Below are 17,023 nucleotides of genomic sequence, written 5' to 3' on the forward strand. Positions count from 1 at the left end.
ACGTCGGCTTCGTCGTCAAGGACAACGGCGACGGCACGATCTCCACGATCGAAGGCAACACCGGCAACGGCAAGGTCGAGGAGCGCGTCCGCCCGACGTCCCAGGTCGTCGGCTACGGTTACCCGTCCTACGCCGCCTGACACCTCGACACGGCGCGCATTCCTGCCCGGGATGCGCGCTTTGTTGTATTACCGCACGTCACGGCGGCTGTGACGCTCGGCACACCCGACTTCTCGATAAATGTGCATGATGCCTAGTAGGGCACTTTCCTCCGTACGGCAGGCTGTTTGACAGGAACCACGGCACGCCGTCAGCAAGATGTAAGGGTGCCGAAAGGGGACGGGGGCATGGTTAGGGACATGAGAGCAGGCGACAACCCAGAAGCGGCTGAAACTGTCGGTGCCGGTCACGAGACTGGGTGAACACGCCGGAGTTCCACCACTGACGACTGAAGTTGAAGGACGTGATGGAGATGCGCCAGACACAGGTTCGCCGCCGGCCGAGGAAGCCGGTCAAGGCCGCACTGGACCTTCGCACGCCGTCGGGGCGACAGTTGCCCTTTTGATCATCAGGAAGCAGGAGCGCCATCTGAGAGGTGCGCGATGATGTGCAGTCACTTTCCCGTATGCCCCAGTGCGGACTCGCCCGACCGTGAGCGTTCGCACGTGATCTCGGCCCACCCCGACCAGGGCTGGAGCCTCCTCTGCAACGGCGTGGTGCTGTTCGAGGACACGGGTCTGCTGCTGCCTGACGGCAGCGTCGTCGCCCCCCACAGAGCGCCCGTCGCCGCCTGAGAGCCCGCGGGCCCCGAGGCCCGGGGGCAACCCCCCGCCGGCCGGTGCCGAGGGGCGTGACCGCCCGCCCGGCACCCTTCGACGCGCTCGGGCCCTACCTGCGCCCGATGCTCAGCACCGGCCCGGTGCGGTCGGTGAAGAAGTCGTCACCCTTGTCGTCGACGACGATGAAGGCGGGGAAGTCCTCGACCTCGATCTTCCACACCGCCTCCATCCCCAGCTCGGGGTATTCGAGCACGTCGACCTTCCTGATGCAGTCCTGGGCGAGCCGGGCGGCCGGGCCGCCGATGGAGCCCAGGTAGAAGCCGCCGTACTTCTGGCACGCCTCGGTCACCTGCTTGGACCTGTTGCCCTTGGCCAGCATGACCATCGAGCCGCCCGCCGCCTGGAAGCGCTCGACGTAGGAGTCCATGCGGCCGGCCGTGGTGGGGCCGAACGAGCCGGAGGCGTAGCCCTCGGGGGTCTTGGCCGGGCCGGCGTAGTAGACCGCGTGGTCCTTGAGGTACTGCGGCATCTCGCCGCCCTCGTCGAGCAGCTCGGCGATCTTGGCGTGCGCGATGTCACGGGCGACGACGAGCGGGCCGGTGAGCGAGAGCCGCGTCTTGACCGGGTACTTGGTCAGCTCGGCGAGGATCTCCGGCATCGGCCTGTTGAGGTCGACCCGGACGACGTCGTCCGACAGGTGCTCGTCGGTGGTCTCCGGCAGGAAGCGGGCCGGGTCGGTCTCCAGCTTCTCCAGGAACACGCCCTCGGCAGTGATCTTCGCCAGCGCCTGGCGGTCGGCCGAGCACGACACCGCGATGGCCACCGGGCAGGACGCGCCGTGCCGGGGCAGGCGGATCACGCGGACGTCGTGGCAGAAGTACTTGCCGCCGAACTGCGCGCCGATGCCGAGCTTCTGCGTCAGCTCGAAGACCTTGGCCTCCAGCTCCAGGTCGCGGAACCCGTGCCCGGAGGGCGAGCCCTCGGTGGGGATGGAGTCGAGGTAGCGGGCGCTGGCGTACTTGGCGGTCTTGAGCGCGAACTCGGCGGAGGTGCCGCCCACCACCACGGCCAGGTGGTACGGCGGGCAGGCCGCGGTGCCCAGCGAGCGGATCTTCTCCTCCAGGAAGGCCAGCATGCGCTTCTCGTTGAGCACCGCCTTGGTCTCCTGGTAGAGGAACGACTTGTTGGCCGAGCCGCCGCCCTTGGCCATGAACAGCAGCTTGTACTCGTCGGCGTGGCCGTGGGGGTCCTCGGCGTAGAGCTCGATCTGCGCGGGCAGGTTGTTGCCGGTGTTCTTCTCCTCCCACATGGTCAGCGGGGCCATCTGGGAGTAGCGCAGGTTGAGCTTGGTGTAGGCGTCGTAGACACCGCGCGAGAGGTGCTCGGCGTCGCGGCCGTCGGTCAGCACGTGGCGGCCGCGCTTGCCCATGACGATGGCGGTGCCGGTGTCCTGGCACATCGGCAGCACGCCGCCCGCCGAGATCGAGGCGTTCTTCAGCAGGTCGAGGGCGACGAACCGGTCGTTGCCGCTGGACTCGGGGTCGTCGACGATCTTGCGGAGCTGGGCCAGGTGCGACGTGCGCAGGAAGTGCGAGATGTCGTGGACCGCGGTCTCGGTGAGCAGCCGCAGGGCCTCCGGGTCGACTTCGAGGAACGTACGCCCGGCCGCTTCGACCTTCCGCACCCCCTCCGACGTGATCAGCCGGTACTCGGTCTCATCGGCGCCAAGGGGAAGCAGATCGGTGTAGTCGAAGTCCATGTCCATAGAGGGTACGCCCCCCGTTCACTGGTCATCCCGGGGCCGGTACGGGCTCCGGCGAGCGCCGCGCGGTGAGCCCCACCAGGATGCCCGCGATCACCAGACCGGCCCCCGCGAGGTCGTAGGCGCTGGGCGCCGCGATGCCGAGCACGAGCCCCGTGACGATCGCGCCGACCGGGATGAGCCCGGCGAACAACCCGGCCGCCCCCGGGCCGAGCTTGGGCAGCGAGGTGTACCAGAGGAAGAAGGCCCCGACCGTGACCACCACCGCCAGGTACGAGAAGCCCAGCGTCTCGGGCGCGGTCGGCGTCCGCAACATGGCGGTGCCCTCCTTGACCAGGCCGATCACCGCCAGCATGGGCACGGCCAGCGCCGTCGAGTACGCCGAGACCCGGATCGCCCCCAGCTTCGGCAGCAGGGGGATGGCCAGCATGGAGAAGCTGACCTCGCCCACCAGCGCCCCGAGCGCCCACAGCAGCCCGGTCGGGTTGCCGCTGCCGAGCCCGGTCGCCAGCGTCGCCCCGGCCACCACCACCGCGGCGCCCGCCAGCAGCCGCGGCGCCGGACGCCCCCCGGCCAGCGCGAGCGCCAGCGGCACGGTGCCGAGCACGGTGCCCACCAGCGCCGGTCCCGAGGCCTTGGTGGACTCGACGACGCACACGTTGAAGATCACCAGGCCGAGCAGGGTCAGCCCGCCCAGGTACAGGGTCTCGCGCCGGGTCAGCCGGACGAACCGCAGGCCGAGCACCCTGGTGATGACCAGCAGGATGACGGCGGCCGCGAGGTAGCGCACGGCCTGGCCGCCGTACACCGGGTAGGAGCCGATCAGGCCGGACACCCCGGCCAGGGTGCCCACCAGGAACATGGCTGTGGCGGCTCCGGCGATTCCGTTTCTCATGGGCAGGATGTTAGGGAGACAATGGTTCGTCCAAACAGTCCAATGTCCCGCTATATGACAGGACCAATATGGCCGACCTGCACATCCAGATCAATCGGGATGAGGGAGGGATCGCCGGGCAGATCGCCGCTGAGCTGCGCGAAGGCGTGCGCCTCGGGCGGCTCGTGCCCGGCACCCGCCTGCCCGCCACCCGTGACCTCGCCGCCGACCTCCAGGTCTCCAGGGGCGTGGTGGTGGAGGCGTACGAGCAGCTCGTGGCCGAGGGGTTCCTGGTCTCGCGGGTGGGGGCCGGGACCGAGGTGGCCGCGCTGGGCGCCGTCCGGTCCGCCCTGCCGGGTCCGGTGGCCGACGGCGGGGTCTACGGGCCGTACCACGGGCACCGGGCCACGTCCCCCGACCTCGGGCACTTCCCCAGGGAGCGCTGGCTGGCGGCGGTACGGCACGTCCTGGCCACCGTGCCGTCCGACGCGCTCGACTACGGCGACCCCGGGGGCGTCCCCGAGCTGCGCGAGGAGCTGGCCGGTTACCTGCGGCGGGTCAGGGCGGCCGACGTGCACCCGGACAACCTGATCGTCGTGGGCGGCGTGGCCCAGGGGCTGAGCCTGGCGTTGCACGTCCTGGCCCCGCGCGGGGGCCTGCGCCTGATCGTCGAGGACCCCACGAGCCGGCGCCAGGTCCCGCTGCTGGAACGGGCCGGGGCCCGCCTGGTGCCGGTGCCCGTGGGTTGTGACGGCCTGGTCGCGGGTGACATGAAGGGCGAGGCGGCGCTCGTCACGCCCGCGCACCAGTACCCGACGGGCGTCGTGCTCTCCCCGGCCAGGCGGGCCGCGCTCATGGAGTGGGCCGGCGCGGGCGACCGGATGATCCTGGAGGACGACTACGACGCCGAGTTCCGCTACGACCGCGACCCGGTCGGCTGCCTGCAGGGGCTGGCCCCCGACAGGGTGATCCTCACCGGCAGCGTCAGCAAGTCGCTCGCGCCCGGCCTGCGGCTCGGCTGGGTCGCCGCCCCGGCCCACCTGGCCGGCGCGATCCGCCGCGCCCGCAGCGAGCTGGACCTGGGCTCGCCGGTCATCGAGCAGTACGCGCTGGCCCGCTTCCTGCGTACGGGCGGCTACGACAAGCATCTGCGGCGCATGCGCAGGGAGTACCGCCGCCGCCGGGACGCGCTGGTCAGGGCGCTGGCCGAGGAACTGCCGGAGATCCGCGTCCGGGGCATCCAGGCCGGGCTGCACGTCTACCTCGACCTGCCGGACGGCTGGGACGAGCCCCGGGTCGTCCGCGCGGCCCAGAGTCTCGGCCTGTCCGCCGAGCCGGTCGGGCCGATGCGGTTCTCGCCCGGCCCTCCGGCGGTCGTGCTCGGGTTCGCCCGGGTGCCGGTACATCAGGCGGGGGAGGCCGTCCGAGGCTTAAAAGTCCGCATGTCCGGACATAGTATGGACTGAGGAAGAAACGTGTGACTGGAGGCGGCATGCGGGTCGGACTGCTGGGCCTGGGCCGGATCGGCGCCTTCCACGCCGCGAACCTGGCCGCGCACCCCCTGGTCGACGAGCTGATCGTGGCCGACCCGGTCAGGACGTCGCCGTACGGCAGGCCCGGAGACCCGTTCGACGCCGACGCCGTGGTCATCGCCACGCCGACCGGCACGCACGCCGAGCTGCTGATCCGGGCCTGCGAGCTGGGCGTCCCCGCCCTCTGCGAGAAGCCGGCGGCGAGCACGGTCGCCGAGACGCTCAAGGTGCTGGAGGCGAGCGCGGGCAGACGGGTGGGCATCGGGTTCCAGCGCAGGTTCGACCCGGGCTACCGGGCCGCCCGCGCGGCGCTGCGGGCCGGCGAGCTGGGGGAGCTGCACCGCGTCCACCTGGTCACGGCCGACCCGGTGCCGCCGCCCGCCGAGTACGTCCCGCTGTCCGGCGGGCTCTTCCGCGACTGCCACATCCACGACTTCGACGTCCTGCGTTGGGTGACCGGGCGCGAGGTCGTCTCCGTCCACGCCGTCGGCGCGAACCGGGGCGCGGCGTTCTTCGGGGCGGCCGGCGACGTGGACAACAGCGCCGCCCTGCTCACCCTCGACGACGGCACGCTGGTCACCCTCCAGGGCTCCCGCTACAACGGCGCGGGATACGACGTGCGCATGGAGCTGGCGGGCACGAAGGGCACCCAGGCGGTCGGGCTCGGCCCGCGTGCCCCGCTGCGCAGCTCCGAGGGCCTGCAACCGCCCGGACCGCCCTGGCCCGACTTCGTGGCCAGGTTCGGCCCGGCGTACGCGGCCGAGATCGACGCCTTCCTGCGCGGCGGCGAGGGCCTGTGCCCGATCGAGGACGCCCTGGCCGCCCTGTACGTCGCCGAGGCCGCCGACCTGTCGCTGCGCGAGTCCCGTCCCGTCCAGGTGGCCGAGGTGCGGGGCTGACCCGGGGGCGTCACGCCTTCGCGACGGCCCGCTTGGGCGCGAAGCCCGGCGCGAGCACGATGATCACGCCCGCCAGCAGCAGCGGCGCGACGAACGCCACCCGCCAGTCCACGGCGTCGGCGAGGCCGCCGATCAGCGCGGCTCCCACGATGAAGCCCACGTAGTTGAAGAGGTTCACCCGGGCGATGGCCACCCCGGTGCCCGCCGGGTCCAGCTTGCCCGCCGCCGAGAACGACTGTGGCGCCACCACCGACAACCCCAGCCCGGTCAGCCCGAACGCGACGATCGCCAGCGGCTGGCTCGGGGCCACCACGACGCCGAGGAAGCCCAGCGTGGCCAGCGCGCCGCCGAGCCGGACGATGGCCGCGGGGCCGTAGCGGCGCACCGCGACGTCGCCGCCGAGCCGTACGGCCAGGGTCGCGCCCTGGTAGACGCTGTAGGCCAGCTTCGCCACGCTGTCCTGGGCCAGCAGCGCCTTGCCCATGAAGACGGTCGCGAAGTTCGACACCGCGGCGTCGCCGATGTAGAGGAAGCCCATGGCCAGGCAGAGCGGGATGATCGGCCGCCAGGGGAACTTGCCGGTCGGGGCCTCGACGACGTTCTCGACCTTCTCCTCGCTGATCGTGCACAGCTTCGGCCCGGCGTAGAGCGAGCCGGCCACCGCCAGGACCATGGGGACGGCCATCGTGACCGCCAGCGAGGTCCGGTGGTCGGCCGCGAACACCGCCCACAGGGCCCCCGCGAGGCTGAGGACGCTCCACAGACTGTGGAAGCCGTTCAGCACGGCGGTGCCGTACCGGCGTTCGACGGCCACGCCCTGCATGTTCATGCCCGCGTCCACCGCGCCGACCGCCAGGCCGAACAGCAGCAGGGCGGGCACGGCCAGCGGCACCGAGGGCGCGAGGCCGGTGAGCACCACGGCGAGCGCCACCACGGGCTGCGCGACCCGTAGGAGCAGCTTGCTGCCGTACCGGGCGGCGAACGTCCCCGCGCCGACGCTGCCCACGCCGGCGAAGACGGGCACGATCAGCAACAGGAGCGTGAGCGCCCCGTCGGTGAGCTCCAGCTTGGTCTGGAGGCTGGCCACCTGGACGAGCACGGTGGCGAAGGAGAGGCCCTGCACGCCGTACACGACGAACGTGGCGGTACGGGCCTGGCGATCACGCGGGGACGGCACGACGGCCTCCTGATCGGGGGGGAATCAAACGTGAGGCGGAGTCAGGTTAGCGGCTGGTCAGGGCCGTACGCCAGCAGCAGATAGGGTGCCGGGGTGAAGCGGGGCTACGCGACCGGCGAGGCGCGCAAGGAGCGCATTCTCGCGGTCGCGCTCCTGGAGTTCGCCGAGCACGGCTACCGCGGCGCCTCGCTGGCCCGCATCGCCGAGCGGGTCGAGCTCTCCCAGGCCGGGCTGCTGCACCACTTCAGGAGCAAGGACCGTCTCCTCGTCGCGGTGCTCGACTACCGCGACGAGCTCGACCAGCGCAGGTTCGGCACCGGCCGCGACGGCGGCGCCGACGCCCTGCGCGCCCTGGCCGACGTCGTCGACCACAACGCGCGGGTGCCGGGCCTCGTCCAGCTCTTCTCGGTGATCAGCGGCGAGGCGGTGACCCCCGGCCACCCCGGCCACGAGTGGGCCAGGCGGCGCTACCGGCGGCTGCGCGCCGACGTGGCCGCCGCGCTGCGCGCGGGCGTCGAACGCGGTGAGTTCCGGGCCGGCCTCGACGCCGAGGCCCACGCCGACCGCCTGATCGCGATGATGGACGGCCTCCAGACCCAGTGGCTGATCGACCCCGACCAGGTGGACATGGCGGCCGTCTTCCGCGGTTACGTGGACGACCTCATCGCCGCTCTACGGCCCGCCTGACCGCCTGGGCGGGCTCGGTCTCCGCCAGCCGCCCGGCCGCCCACACCCCGAGGGCCAGCAACGCGGCCACCTCGGTGCCGGCCAGCACACGTTCGACCAGGCCGAGGGGCATGACCCGGTACCACGGCAGCCCATGGCGGGCGCCGATGACCATCGCCGTGCCGATGCCCACGACCCACAACGCCGAGCACACCCCCAGCCCGAACGCCACCACCGCCGACCTGCGGCGCTCCCGGTGCCGCCAGGGCCGGGCGATGATCACGGCGGCCAGCGGCAGGCTGAGGAAGGCCACGAAGCTGCCGACCCGGTGGATGCTGCCGCTCATGCTCGGGCCGACCGCCCAGTCGTTCTTGTGGAACGCGGCCGTCAGGAGCAGCCCGACGCTCCAGCCCATGAGCGCGATCGTGCCGACCACCCCGGCCAGGCGTCTGCGCGCCAGCGAGACGCCGATGGCCGCCGACCCGGCCGCCAGCAGCCCCACCGCGAGCCCGAAGATCCACCCGCCGGGGCCGAGCCCGTGCTCGCTGATCGTGCGCCTGAACGGGTTCGTCTCGGCGAGGCTGGTCAGCTCCAGGCCCACGATCACGGAGATGCCCACCCCCGCCGCGCCGAGCCCCCATCGTGCCGGTTGATGCACGCCCGCCTCCCGGGATCGGCCGCCAGAAGCCTTCGCGTGGATCAACGGCGGAACGCGCCGGACGATTCCGGCGTAGCGCCCACCGGCGCGCTGACGTGCACAGTTCGCTCCACCGTCGCGCTCTCCCCACCCGCTCGACCGGCGCGCCGACGCGAACGGAGAGCAGGCCCGGGAGAGCGGCGCGTTGCTCGGGCGGATTCGCGGATGTGCGCCCTGTTGGTCCGCTCTTGGGCGAGCGAATACCCGGGCCGCCGGATATCGTCAGAAGTGTGAACGAACGCGCGGGATCGTGGTTGCCGAAGCTGCAGGAAGTCGGAGAGCGGCTTGCCGAAGAGTTCGTGACGTCCCGGCGCGCGTCGTCCGCGCCCGGCCTGCCGCAGCCGCACGAACTGCGCGCCTCCGACGCCGACCGCGAACGCATCGCGCAGGTTCTCCAGGACGCCCACGCCGACGGCCGGCTCGACCTCGTCGAGCTGGAGGAGCGGCTCGGCGTCGTCTACTCCGCGCGCACGCTCGGCGACCTGGCCGGGCTCACCGCGGACCTGCTCCCGGCCGAGGAGCAGCCGCTCAACCTCGACGGCCGGCCGGTGTCGGCCATCTTCAAGAAGGAGCAGCGCGGCGGGCGCTGGGTGGTGCCCGCCGAGCTCGACGTCACGGCCATGTTCGGCACGACCAAGCTGGACTTCCGCGACGCGATCCTGCAGAACAGCCGGATCGTCATCAACGCCACCCTGGTCTTCGGCGGCCTGGAGATCCACGTGCCGGAGGACCTTGAGGTGATCAGGGTCACCAAGGACAAGACCGTCCGCCTGACCAGGGAGCCGGCCGAGCCCGGCGGGCCCGTGGTCGAGGTGCGCACCACGAACTTCGCCGGCGAGGTCAAGGTCAAGGAACCGCCCAAGCGCAAACGCCGCCGCTGAGAAGGGTCAGCCGGCCGTGTCGAAGTTGATCGCGCTGTAGGCGCGCAGCTTCCACAGCTGGTGCTCGCTCTCGATCTTCCTGATGGTCCCCGACCGGCCGCGCATCACCAGCGAGCTGGTCACCGCCGCGCCCGACCTGAACCGCACGCCCTGCATCAGCTCGCCCTGGGTGATGCCGGTCGCGGCGAAGAACACGTCGTCCGACCTGACCAGGTCGTTCGTGGTGAGCACCTGGCTGAGGTCGTGCCCGGCGTCGATGGCCTTGCCGCGCTCGGCGTCGTCCCGCGGCCACAGCCGGCCCTGGATCACGCCGCCCAGGCACTTGAGCGCGCACGCGGCCACGATGCCCTCGGGCGTGCCGCCGATGCCCAGCATCAGGTCGATGCCGGTGCCCGCGCGGGCCGCCATGATCGCGCCGGCCACGTCGCCGTCCACGATGAACTTGATCCGCGCGCCCGTCTCCCTGATCTCCTTGACCAGCCTCTCGTGCCGCGGCCGGTCCAGCACGACCACCGTGACGTCGGACGGCGAGCAGTGCTTGGCCCTGGCCACCGCGTTGATGTTGTCGGCCACCGACGCCTCGATGTTCACCACATCGGCCGCCTCCGGCCCGGTGACCAGCTTCTCCATGTAGAACACCGCGGACGGGTCGTACATCGAGCCGCGCTCGCTCACCGCGATCACCGACACCGCGTCCGGCATGCCGAGCGCCGTCAGCCTGGTCCCGTCGATCGGGTCCACCGCCACGTCGCAGTCGGGGCCGCTGCCGTCGCCTACGCGCTCGCCGTTGTACAACATCGGGGCGTGGTCCTTCTCGCCCTCCCCGATGACCACCACGCCGTTCATCGACACGGTGTTGATCAGTTGGCGCATGGCGTTGACCGCCGCGCCGTCGGCGCCGTTCTTGTCGCCGCGGCCCACCCAGCGGGCCGCGGCCATGGCGGCCGCCTCCGTCACGCGTACCAGCTCCATCGCCAGGTTGCGGTCGGGGGCGTGCTCGCCCGTCGCGAGCGCTGCCGGTACCGACGTCTGATCGGACATGCTGAGCCTCCTCGTTGAGAACACTCTCGATCGTAGTTGCCGGTCTATTCCCGGTCAGAGGGGGATAATCTGCCCACTCCTGCATGCTCCTCCGCACGAGGGCCGCCGCGTGATGGTCAGGGACCGGCGAAAAGGGATATCTATATGGGTGCCCGCATGACGGAGAACGGATTTTGCGCCATATCGCGTGCGCGTCGAAGATCTCGCCTCCACCATGGACATGCGCCCCCGCCGTGGAGGAGATCGAATGAGCGAAGTGGAACACGCGGTGACCCAGCCGCGCACGTCCGAGCGGGGAGCTGCGACGCGGAGCTCGCTGCTGGCCGCCGCGAGGGAGGTCTTCGTCTCCAAGGGCTTCGCCGAGTCCGGCGTGACGGACGTCGTCGCCAGGGCCGACGCCAGCGTGGGCAGCCTCTACCATCACTTCTCCGGCAAGGCCGACCTCTACCTCACGTTGTGGGAGGAATGGCAGGCCCGGCAGGCCCAGCGCACCAAGCAGGCCGCCCGGACGGCCCGCGCCGCCGGCGAGGGCGACCCCATGCGGGTGTTCCTCGACGCCGCCCGCGCCTACCTCGAAGGCTGCCTGGAGGAGCGCGAGCTGGCCGTCCTGTTCCTGCGCGGCGACGGCCCGCCCGGCTTCGAGCTGGTCATGCGCGACCGGCTGCGCACGTGGGCCCAGCGCAACGCCGCCCTGTTCGAGGACGAGCCCGCGCTCGTCGTCGTGGTCACCGGCGCCCTGGCCGCGGCCGTCAGCGAGATCGTCTTCTCCGGCGACCGCGCGATGGTCGACCAGGTGCTCGCGATCATCGGCCAGATCAGGCCCGCCACTTCGGCGACCGCGCCCGCCAGCGGGTAACCTCGCCAAGTGTGCGACGGTTCACCCAAGGTTTCTACGGCTACGCGGTAGCCCTCTTCGTGTGCATGGCGGGCGTGGGGCTCTTCATGCTCGTGGCTCCGCAGAGCCGTGAGGAGCACATCCCGCGGCTCGACTACTCCATCACCGTCGCCAACTTCGGGCACGGCGTGCCCTACCAGGTGTGGTCCCCGCAGAAGGACCCGGCGGGCTGGGTGCCCAACAGCAACCGGATCGCCAAGGGCCAGAACGGCGCCCAGGTGCTCTACCTCGGCTACGCCACCGCCGCGCGCCAGCACGCCATGTTCGCCCAGAGCGACGAGAAGCCGGCCGCCGAGTTCGCCAACCGCATGACCGGCATCGCCAAGCCGTCCGGCAACCAGCAGGTCGGCGGGGTCACGTGGGAGAAGCGCTTCCGCGAGGACAAGAACCAGCGCTCGCTCGTACGCGTGCTCCCCGACGTCACCCTCGTGATCACCGGCACGGCCGACTGGCCCGAGCTGACCGAGCTGGCCGGGCTCCTCCAGCAGCGCGCCAAGGGATGACCCGGGGCGGGCGCGGCGGCGTCTAGGGTGGTTGCCGTGGCAGACGAGAAGACACCTTCGTACGAGCAGGCCCGCGAGGAGCTGACCGAGGTGGTGCGCCGCCTGGAGACGGGCGGGCTGACCCTGGAGCAGTCGATCGAGCTCTGGGAGCGCGGCGAGAAGCTCGCGGCCGTCTGCGAGGAGTGGCTCCAGGGCGCCCGGGTCAAGCTCGCCGCCGCCATGGCCAGGCGCTCGGAGCCGGGCGCCGACGACGCCCCCTTCTGATCCGCCGTCCCGAACCGTCAGGAGCCGGTGCGGCCCAGCGCCACCACCGGGATGCGGCGGCTGGTCTTGGCCTCGTACTCCGCGAAGCCGGGGGCGATCTCGACCATGCGGGCGTAGAGCCGGTCACGCTCGTCGCCCTCGATGAAGTCGGCCTTCACCTCGAACGTCTCGGTGCCGATCTCGGCGGTAGCCGCGGGATTGGCGCGCAGGTTGTGGTACCAGGCCGGGTGGTTGTCGGCGCCCGCGTTGGAGGCGATGATCACGTAGCGGTCGCCGTCGGGCAGGTACATCACCGGCGTGGTCGTGCGGTTGCCGCTCTTGGCGCCCGTCGTCGTGAGCAGCACCAGCGACGCGCCCTCGAACGGGCCGCCCACCCGGCCCTCGTTGGCCCGGAATTCGTCGATGATCTGCTGGTTGAACGAATTGGTCATCTCAGCTCCTCATAATCGGAGAGTTCTCCGATTCGGAGAATACCGGAGAGCTCTCCGCTGACAAGCGGGGTTATGCTCCAGGCGTGTGCGCACGTGACCTGCTGCCCATCGTCGGGCAACCCCAGCCCGAGCGGGCCGACGCCGCGCGCAACCGCCGGAAGATCATCGAGGTGGCCGCCACGATGATCGCCGAACGCGGCGCGGACGAGCTCTCGCTCGACGAGGTGGCCAAGGCCGCCTGCGTGGGGGTGGGCACCGTCTACCGGCGCTTCGGCGACCGGGCGGGGCTCGTCCTCGCGCTGATCGACGAGCGGGAGCGGCGGTTCCAGGCGGCGTTCCTGAGCGGCCCGCCGCCGCTCGGGCCCGGCGCGCCGCCGGCCGAGCGGGTCACGGCCTTCCTGCACGCGCTGGTCGACCGCATCGTCGAGCAGCAGGACCTGTTCCTGCTGCTGGAGAACGGGCCGGGCAAGGCGCGCTACAGCGGGCCGTACCGGGTGCATCAGGTGCACCTGGCGGGCCTGCTCGCCGAGGTCCGTCCGGGGGCCCACGTCGCCTACCTGGCCGACGCGCTGCTCGCGCCGGTCACCGCCTGGCTGATCAAGTTCCAGCGGGAGGAGCGGGGCATGACGGTGGAGGGCGTCAAGGCCGGTCTCGCCGACCTGGCCGCCGCCGTCGTGCGCGGGCCCTAGTCCTCCGTACGGACCGAGAGCCGGTCGTCGCTGAGCCGGATCGTCAGCGGAGTGCCCGGCGGCACGTCCTTGGCCAGGCGTACGACCTCGCCCGACGGATGTTGCACGATCGCGTAGCCGCGTTCCAGCGTGGCCGCCGGGGACAGCGCGACCAGGCGGGCCCGCAGGTGCGTGAGGTCGTCGGCGGCCCGGTCGAGCGAGCCGGTCAGCGAGCGCCTGGCCCGCTCCCGCAGCGCGTCGACCTGCTCGGCCCGGCGTTCGAGCTCGCGCACCGGATCGGCCAGCGAGGGCCGCGAGCGCACCGACGTCAGCCACGACATCTCGCGGTCGAGCCAGCCGTTGAGCACCCGGCGCCCGCGGTCGCGCAGCTGGCGGATCAGAGCGAGCTGCTCGCCCACGTCGGGGACGACCTTCTTGGCGGCGTCGGTGGGCGTGGAGGCGCGTACGTCGGCCACCAGGTCGAGCAGCGGGCTGTCCTGCTCATGGCCGATCGCGCTGACCACGGGGGTGCGGCAGGCGGCCACCGCGCGCACGAGGGTCTCGTCGGAGAACGGCAGCAGGTCCTCCAGCGAGCCGCCGCCGCGGGCCACGACGATCACCTCGACCTCGGGGTCGGCGTCCAGCTTGCGCAGCGCCTCGGTGACCTCCCCGACCGCGTACGGCCCCTGGACGGCCACCTCCTCCACCTTGAACCGCACGGCCGGCCAGCGGCGGCGGGCGTTCTCCAGCACGTCGCGCTCGGCGGCCGAGTCGCGCCCGCAGACGAGCCCGATCGTGCCCGGCAGGAACGGCAGCCGCCGCTTCCTGTCGGCGTTGAACAGCCCCTCGGTGGCCAGCAGCCGGCGCAGCCGCTCCAGCCTGGCCAGCAGCTCGCCCACGCCGACGGGCCGGATCTCCATCGCCGTGAAGGCGAACGAGCCCTTGTTGACCCAGAAGTCCGGCTTGACGTGCACCACGACCCTCGCCCCGTCGGACGGGCGCGGCTCGGCGGCCTCGTAGACGCCGCGCGGAGCCGTGACCCGGGCCGAGACGTTGGCCACCGGGTCACGCAGGGTCAGGAACACCGTGCCGCCGCGGGCGCTCAGATCGGTGATCTGGCCCTCGACCCACACCGTGCCGAGCCTGCCGATCCAGCCGCCCACCATCTGCAGGACCGTGCGGATCGGCAGCGGAGACTCGGGTGTGGTCTTCGAGGTCATGGCGGAAGACTACGGGTTCGCTGCGACTATTCCCCGGCCCGCAGCTTGGCCAGCCGGTTCTCGAACATGCGCACGACCTCGTCGCGGGCGTGGGTGGCGCGCTCGTAGGCGAGGTAGTCGCCGATCTGCTCGGCGGACTTTCCGCGCATCCTGGCCCGCAGGGAGGCCACGGTGAGCTCGGAGTAGCCGGGCAGCGGCTCGGCCAGGTCGTCCGGGACGACCTTGGGCTCGTCCGCGTGGGCGGCCGGCTCGGTGGCCTCAGCGGCGGCCTTGAGGACGCCTTCCTGGGGCGCGGCGGCGGGCTCGGGCTCCTGGGGCTCCTGGGCGACGGCGGCGGGCTTGGCGGCCTTGGTCGCCTTCGCGGGCTTGGCGGTCGTGGTGGCCTTCGTGCTCTTGGCGGTCTTCGTGCCCTTGGTGGCCCTGGCGGGCTTCGCGGCGCCCTTCTCGGTGGCCTCGGTGGCCTCGGCAGCGGCGGCGACCTCAGGCGCGCCCTCGGCCTCGACCGCGGCCTTGGGCTCGGCGACCGCGGCCACGGCGGCGGGCTTGGACTCCACCGCGGGCTCGGCTTCGACGGCGGGTTCAGTGGCGGGCTCAGCGGCAGGCTCAGCAGCGGCCTCGACGGCGGGCTTGACCACGGTCTCGGCCGGGGCTTCCGCCTTGGGCGCGGCTTCCGTCTCGGCGACGGCTTCCGGCTTGGTCTCGGTCTTGGACTCGGTCTTGGGCCCGGCGTTGGACTCGGTCTCGGTCTTGGGCGCGGTCTCCGGCTCGGTCTCCGTCTTGGTGGCGGTCTTGCCCGCGGGGGCGAAGATGACCGGGTCCGGCTTGCTCTTGGACGACCCGTTGGGCGCGGCCTCGGGACGCGGCGCGAAGATCACCGGCTCCTTGCGCGCCGGCTTCTCGTCCTCGGCCGGGGGAGCGGCGACCTGCTCGGCGGCGGAGGGAAGCGACTCCTTCTCCTCCTCGCGCTCCTCCTTCGAGCCCAGCCCCTTGATGGAGTTCTTCATCCGGTCCACCACCAGCAGCGCCTGTCCGGCGGCGCTGAGCGTGGTCTGGACGACGAGCAGCGGCAGGTCCTTGGCCTTCTCCTTGAGTTCGTCCTTGTTGGTAACGGTTCTGGCGATGTTGCGTATCACGTCGCTAAGGGACATGACGTCTCCCTGGGAGGTCAGTATTGGACGGCCAGTCTGGCAAACGGCGGGCGACCACGCACGCGCAGCCCTGATGGCCGCTCCACGTAGCATAAGAAGTATGGAGCCCCAGACCCCCACTTCCCGCCGAGTACTCGTAGCCAAGCCGCGCGGCTACTGTGCCGGAGTCGATCGAGCCGTGGTAGCGGTCGAGAAAGCCCTGGAGCAGTACGGCGCGCCGGTCTACGTCCGCAAGCAGATCGTGCACAACACCCACGTCGTCAAGACGCTGGAGGCCAGGGGCGCCATCTTCGTCGAGGAGACCGACGAGGTGCCCGAGGGCGAGATCGTGGTGTTCTCGGCCCACGGCGTCTCGCCGGCCGTGCACGAGGAGGCCCGGGAGCGCGGTCTGCGCACCATCGACGCCACCTGCCCGCTGGTCACGAAGGTGCACAACGAGGCCAAGCGGTTCGCCGCCCAGGACTACGACATCCTGCTCATCGGGCACGAAGGCCACGAAGAGGTCGAGGGCACCGCGGGCGAGGCCCCCGACCACATCCAGCTCGTCGACGGCCTCGACTCGGTCGGCAAGGTGCAGGTGAAGGACCCCGACAAGCTCGTGTGGCTGTCGCAGACCACCCTGTCGGTCGACGAGACCACCGAGACGGTCGCCCGCCTCAAGGAGCGCTTCCCCACCCTGCTCGACCCGCCGAGCGACGACATCTGCTACGCCACCCAGAACCGGCAGGTCGCGGTGAAGGAGATCGCCGCCGAGGCCCAGCTCGTGATCGTGGTCGGGTCGGAGAACTCCTCCAACTCCAAGCGCCTGGTCGAGGTGGCCAAGGACTACGGCGCCGATGCCGCGTACCTGGTGGACAACGCCGGCTTCATCCAGGACGAATGGCTCGAAGGCGTCACCACCGTCGGCCTGACCAGCGGCGCCTCGGTCCCGGAGGAACTGGTCGACGAGGTGCTCGAACGGCTGGCCGGCCACGGCTTCGGCGACGTGCGCGAGGTCGAGTCGGTGCAGGAGAGCATGCGCTTCGCGCTCCCGCACGAGCTGCGCAAGGACCTTCGCGTGTCCTAGTCGTCGCCGCGCGGGGTGCCGTAGACCTTGGGCTCGAAGTAGCCCTCCGGCTCGGGCACGAACGGCTGGCGCGGGCGCGGCACCTCCGCGCCCGCCTTCAGCTCCTCGCGCAGCTCCCGCACGTTGTCGCGCAGGCCGCGCCGCCAGGCCACGGCCAGCACGACCGCGGAGCCGGCGAACAGCCAGGGCGCGCCGCGGGTCAGCGAGCCGTACAGGCCGAGGGCCAGCGACTGCACGATCGACACCGAGCCGAACGCGCGCCCGAGCTCGACGAAGAGCGTCGCGCAGAAGAACACCAGCGGCGGCGTGACCACCAGCGACAGCAGCTCGCGCTTGTTGACCAGAAGCGCGCTGAGCAGGCACGACACCACGAACGCGGCGCCCACCAGGTAGGACAGGCCGAGCACCGCGGTCAGGACATAGCCCGCCAAGGTGGCGACCAGAGTGAGCGCGATGGCGCCGCGAGCGGTCAGCCTGACGCCGGAACGCCTGCCCTTCTCTGCCACTCTCCCACCCCCGT

At 71.7% G+C, this 17,023-nt stretch carries 19 protein-coding genes and 1 pseudogene; 11 read left to right on the forward strand and 9 right to left on the reverse strand.

The genetic code is table 11. The annotated features are described in order from the left end of the window. Together AB0J97_RS38870 and AB0J97_RS38875 are read left to right on the forward strand one after the other, a co-directional pair. Positions 1 to 140 (forward strand): annotated as a pseudogene (locus tag AB0J97_RS38870) (CHAP domain-containing protein); the annotation flags it as partial. A gap of 465 nt (positions 141 to 605) precedes the next feature. Next, on the forward strand, positions 606 to 794 hold the full coding sequence (locus AB0J97_RS38875) for a DUF5999 family protein (RefSeq protein WP_352327892.1): 189 nt from the start codon (positions 606 to 608) through the stop codon (positions 792 to 794). Positions 795 to 888: 94 nt separating this feature from the next. Here the strand turns inward: AB0J97_RS38875 and AB0J97_RS38880 are convergent, their stop codons facing one another. Together AB0J97_RS38880 and AB0J97_RS38885 are read right to left on the reverse strand one after the other, a co-directional pair. Next, positions 889 to 2,538: a fumarate hydratase gene (locus AB0J97_RS38880; RefSeq protein ID WP_357704099.1), complete on the reverse strand. Its 1,650-nt coding sequence runs from the start codon at positions 2,536 to 2,538 to the stop codon at positions 889 to 891. A gap of 31 nt (positions 2,539 to 2,569) precedes the next feature. Further along, positions 2,570 to 3,436, reverse strand: coding sequence for a DMT family transporter (locus AB0J97_RS38885; protein ID WP_364098552.1), 867 nt, complete (start codon positions 3,434 to 3,436; stop codon positions 2,570 to 2,572). Positions 3,437 to 3,504: 68 nt separating this feature from the next. Here AB0J97_RS38885 and AB0J97_RS38890 point away from each other — a divergent pair, with 68 nt between their 5' ends. Both AB0J97_RS38890 and AB0J97_RS38895 read left to right on the forward strand, forming a co-directional pair. Further along, positions 3,505 to 4,881 carry a PLP-dependent aminotransferase family protein gene (locus AB0J97_RS38890; protein WP_364098554.1) on the forward strand — a complete coding sequence of 459 codons (1,377 nt, stop codon included), beginning with the start codon at positions 3,505 to 3,507 and terminating at the stop codon, positions 4,879 to 4,881. A gap of 26 nt (positions 4,882 to 4,907) precedes the next feature. Next, a complete protein-coding gene (locus tag AB0J97_RS38895) occupies positions 4,908 to 5,846 on the forward strand; it encodes a Gfo/Idh/MocA family oxidoreductase (RefSeq protein WP_357704105.1) in 939 nt (312 codons plus the stop codon). Positions 5,847 to 5,856: 10 nt separating this feature from the next. Here the strand turns inward: AB0J97_RS38895 and AB0J97_RS38900 are convergent, their stop codons facing one another. Further along, positions 5,857 to 7,023, reverse strand: a complete 1,167-nt coding sequence (locus tag AB0J97_RS38900) for an MFS transporter (RefSeq protein WP_364098557.1) — start codon at positions 7,021 to 7,023, stop codon at positions 5,857 to 5,859. 93 nt (positions 7,024 to 7,116) lie between these two features. On the opposite strand from AB0J97_RS38900, the gene AB0J97_RS38905 reads away from it, so the two are divergent. Further along, positions 7,117 to 7,710: a TetR/AcrR family transcriptional regulator gene (locus tag AB0J97_RS38905; RefSeq protein WP_357704109.1), complete on the forward strand. Its 594-nt coding sequence runs from the start codon at positions 7,117 to 7,119 to the stop codon at positions 7,708 to 7,710. Here AB0J97_RS38905 and AB0J97_RS38910 read toward each other — a convergent pair. After that, positions 7,685 to 8,347, reverse strand: a complete 663-nt coding sequence (locus AB0J97_RS38910; RefSeq protein ID WP_364098559.1) for a DUF998 domain-containing protein — start codon at positions 8,345 to 8,347, stop codon at positions 7,685 to 7,687. The two genes, AB0J97_RS38905 and AB0J97_RS38910, sit on opposite strands and share 26 nt — an antisense overlap. A gap of 269 nt (positions 8,348 to 8,616) precedes the next feature. On the opposite strand from AB0J97_RS38910, the gene AB0J97_RS38915 reads away from it, so the two are divergent. Continuing rightward, a complete protein-coding gene (locus AB0J97_RS38915) occupies positions 8,617 to 9,267 on the forward strand; it encodes a DUF1707 domain-containing protein (RefSeq protein ID WP_357704113.1) in 651 nt (216 codons plus the stop codon). Between the two features lie 6 nt (positions 9,268 to 9,273). Here the strand turns inward: AB0J97_RS38915 and glpX are convergent, their stop codons facing one another. Then, complete coding sequence (gene glpX, locus AB0J97_RS38920; protein ID WP_364098562.1) at positions 9,274 to 10,308, reverse strand: class II fructose-bisphosphatase; 1,035 nt, start codon at positions 10,306 to 10,308, stop codon at positions 9,274 to 9,276. A gap of 247 nt (positions 10,309 to 10,555) precedes the next feature. Here glpX and AB0J97_RS38925 point away from each other — a divergent pair, with 247 nt between their 5' ends. The 3 genes from AB0J97_RS38925 to AB0J97_RS38935 are packed head-to-tail and all read left to right on the forward strand — an operon-like array spanning position 10,556 to position 11,970. After that, positions 10,556 to 11,164, forward strand: a complete 609-nt coding sequence (locus AB0J97_RS38925; RefSeq protein ID WP_364098565.1) for a TetR/AcrR family transcriptional regulator — start codon at positions 10,556 to 10,558, stop codon at positions 11,162 to 11,164. 11 nt (positions 11,165 to 11,175) lie between these two features. Next, a complete protein-coding gene (locus tag AB0J97_RS38930; protein ID WP_364098568.1) occupies positions 11,176 to 11,706 on the forward strand; it encodes a DUF4245 domain-containing protein in 531 nt (176 codons plus the stop codon). 36 nt (positions 11,707 to 11,742) lie between these two features. Further along, positions 11,743 to 11,970, forward strand: coding sequence for an exodeoxyribonuclease VII small subunit (locus AB0J97_RS38935; RefSeq protein WP_125636712.1), 228 nt, complete (start codon positions 11,743 to 11,745; stop codon positions 11,968 to 11,970). 17 nt (positions 11,971 to 11,987) lie between these two features. Here the strand turns inward: AB0J97_RS38935 and AB0J97_RS38940 are convergent, their stop codons facing one another. Continuing rightward, on the reverse strand, positions 11,988 to 12,401 hold the full coding sequence (locus AB0J97_RS38940; protein WP_357704121.1) for a nitroreductase family deazaflavin-dependent oxidoreductase: 414 nt from the start codon (positions 12,399 to 12,401) through the stop codon (positions 11,988 to 11,990). Between the two features lie 83 nt (positions 12,402 to 12,484). On the opposite strand from AB0J97_RS38940, the gene AB0J97_RS38945 reads away from it, so the two are divergent. After that, positions 12,485 to 13,090, forward strand: a complete 606-nt coding sequence (locus AB0J97_RS38945) for a helix-turn-helix domain-containing protein (protein WP_357704123.1) — start codon at positions 12,485 to 12,487, stop codon at positions 13,088 to 13,090. On the opposite strand, the gene xseA is transcribed toward AB0J97_RS38945, so the two are convergent. After that, positions 13,087 to 14,289 carry an exodeoxyribonuclease VII large subunit gene (gene xseA, locus AB0J97_RS38950; RefSeq protein ID WP_364098573.1) on the reverse strand — a complete coding sequence of 401 codons (1,203 nt, stop codon included), beginning with the start codon at positions 14,287 to 14,289 and terminating at the stop codon, positions 13,087 to 13,089. The two genes, AB0J97_RS38945 and xseA, sit on opposite strands and share 4 nt — an antisense overlap. A gap of 26 nt (positions 14,290 to 14,315) precedes the next feature. Further along, positions 14,316 to 15,437 (reverse strand): hypothetical protein, encoded by a 1,122-nt coding sequence (locus tag AB0J97_RS38955; protein WP_364098576.1) that lies wholly within the window; start codon positions 15,435 to 15,437, stop codon positions 14,316 to 14,318. Between the two features lie 100 nt (positions 15,438 to 15,537). Here AB0J97_RS38955 and AB0J97_RS38960 point away from each other — a divergent pair, with 100 nt between their 5' ends. Further along, the gene (locus AB0J97_RS38960) at positions 15,538 to 16,503 is read left to right on the forward strand and encodes a 4-hydroxy-3-methylbut-2-enyl diphosphate reductase (protein ID WP_357704131.1); all 966 of its coding nucleotides are present in this window, start codon (positions 15,538 to 15,540) and stop codon (positions 16,501 to 16,503) included. Here the strand turns inward: AB0J97_RS38960 and AB0J97_RS38965 are convergent. Beyond that, positions 16,500 to 17,009 carry a DUF6542 domain-containing protein gene (locus AB0J97_RS38965; protein WP_357704133.1) on the reverse strand — a complete coding sequence of 170 codons (510 nt, stop codon included), beginning with the start codon at positions 17,007 to 17,009 and terminating at the stop codon, positions 16,500 to 16,502. The two genes, AB0J97_RS38960 and AB0J97_RS38965, sit on opposite strands and share 4 nt — an antisense overlap. Between the last annotated feature and the right edge of the window lie 14 nt (positions 17,010 to 17,023).

It is taken from the genome of Nonomuraea sp. NPDC049607 (assembly GCF_040675375.1).
GTDB lineage: Bacteria > Actinomycetota > Actinomycetes > Streptosporangiales > Streptosporangiaceae > Nonomuraea.

Coding starts and splice junctions, on each gene's coding strand:
- AB0J97_RS38875 (WP_352327892.1), top strand. CDS start 606: ATGTGCAGTCACTTTCCCGTATGCCCCAGTGCGGACTCGCCCGACCGT.
- AB0J97_RS38880 (WP_357704099.1), bottom strand. CDS start 2,538: ATGGACTTCGACTACACCGATCTGCTTCCCCTTGGCGCCGATGAGACC.
- AB0J97_RS38885 (WP_364098552.1), bottom strand. CDS start 3,436: ATGAGAAACGGAATCGCCGGAGCCGCCACAGCCATGTTCCTGGTGGGC.
- AB0J97_RS38890 (WP_364098554.1), top strand. CDS start 3,505: ATGGCCGACCTGCACATCCAGATCAATCGGGATGAGGGAGGGATCGCC.
- AB0J97_RS38895 (WP_357704105.1), top strand. CDS start 4,908: ATGCGGGTCGGACTGCTGGGCCTGGGCCGGATCGGCGCCTTCCACGCC.
- glpX (WP_364098562.1), bottom strand. CDS start 10,308: ATGTCCGATCAGACGTCGGTACCGGCAGCGCTCGCGACGGGCGAGCAC.
- AB0J97_RS38925 (WP_364098565.1), top strand. CDS start 10,556: ATGAGCGAAGTGGAACACGCGGTGACCCAGCCGCGCACGTCCGAGCGG.
- AB0J97_RS38940 (WP_357704121.1), bottom strand. CDS start 12,401: ATGACCAATTCGTTCAACCAGCAGATCATCGACGAATTCCGGGCCAAC.
- xseA (WP_364098573.1), bottom strand. CDS start 14,289: ATGACCTCGAAGACCACACCCGAGTCTCCGCTGCCGATCCGCACGGTC.
- AB0J97_RS38955 (WP_364098576.1), bottom strand. CDS start 15,437: ATGTCCCTTAGCGACGTGATACGCAACATCGCCAGAACCGTTACCAAC.
- AB0J97_RS38960 (WP_357704131.1), top strand. CDS start 15,538: ATGGAGCCCCAGACCCCCACTTCCCGCCGAGTACTCGTAGCCAAGCCG.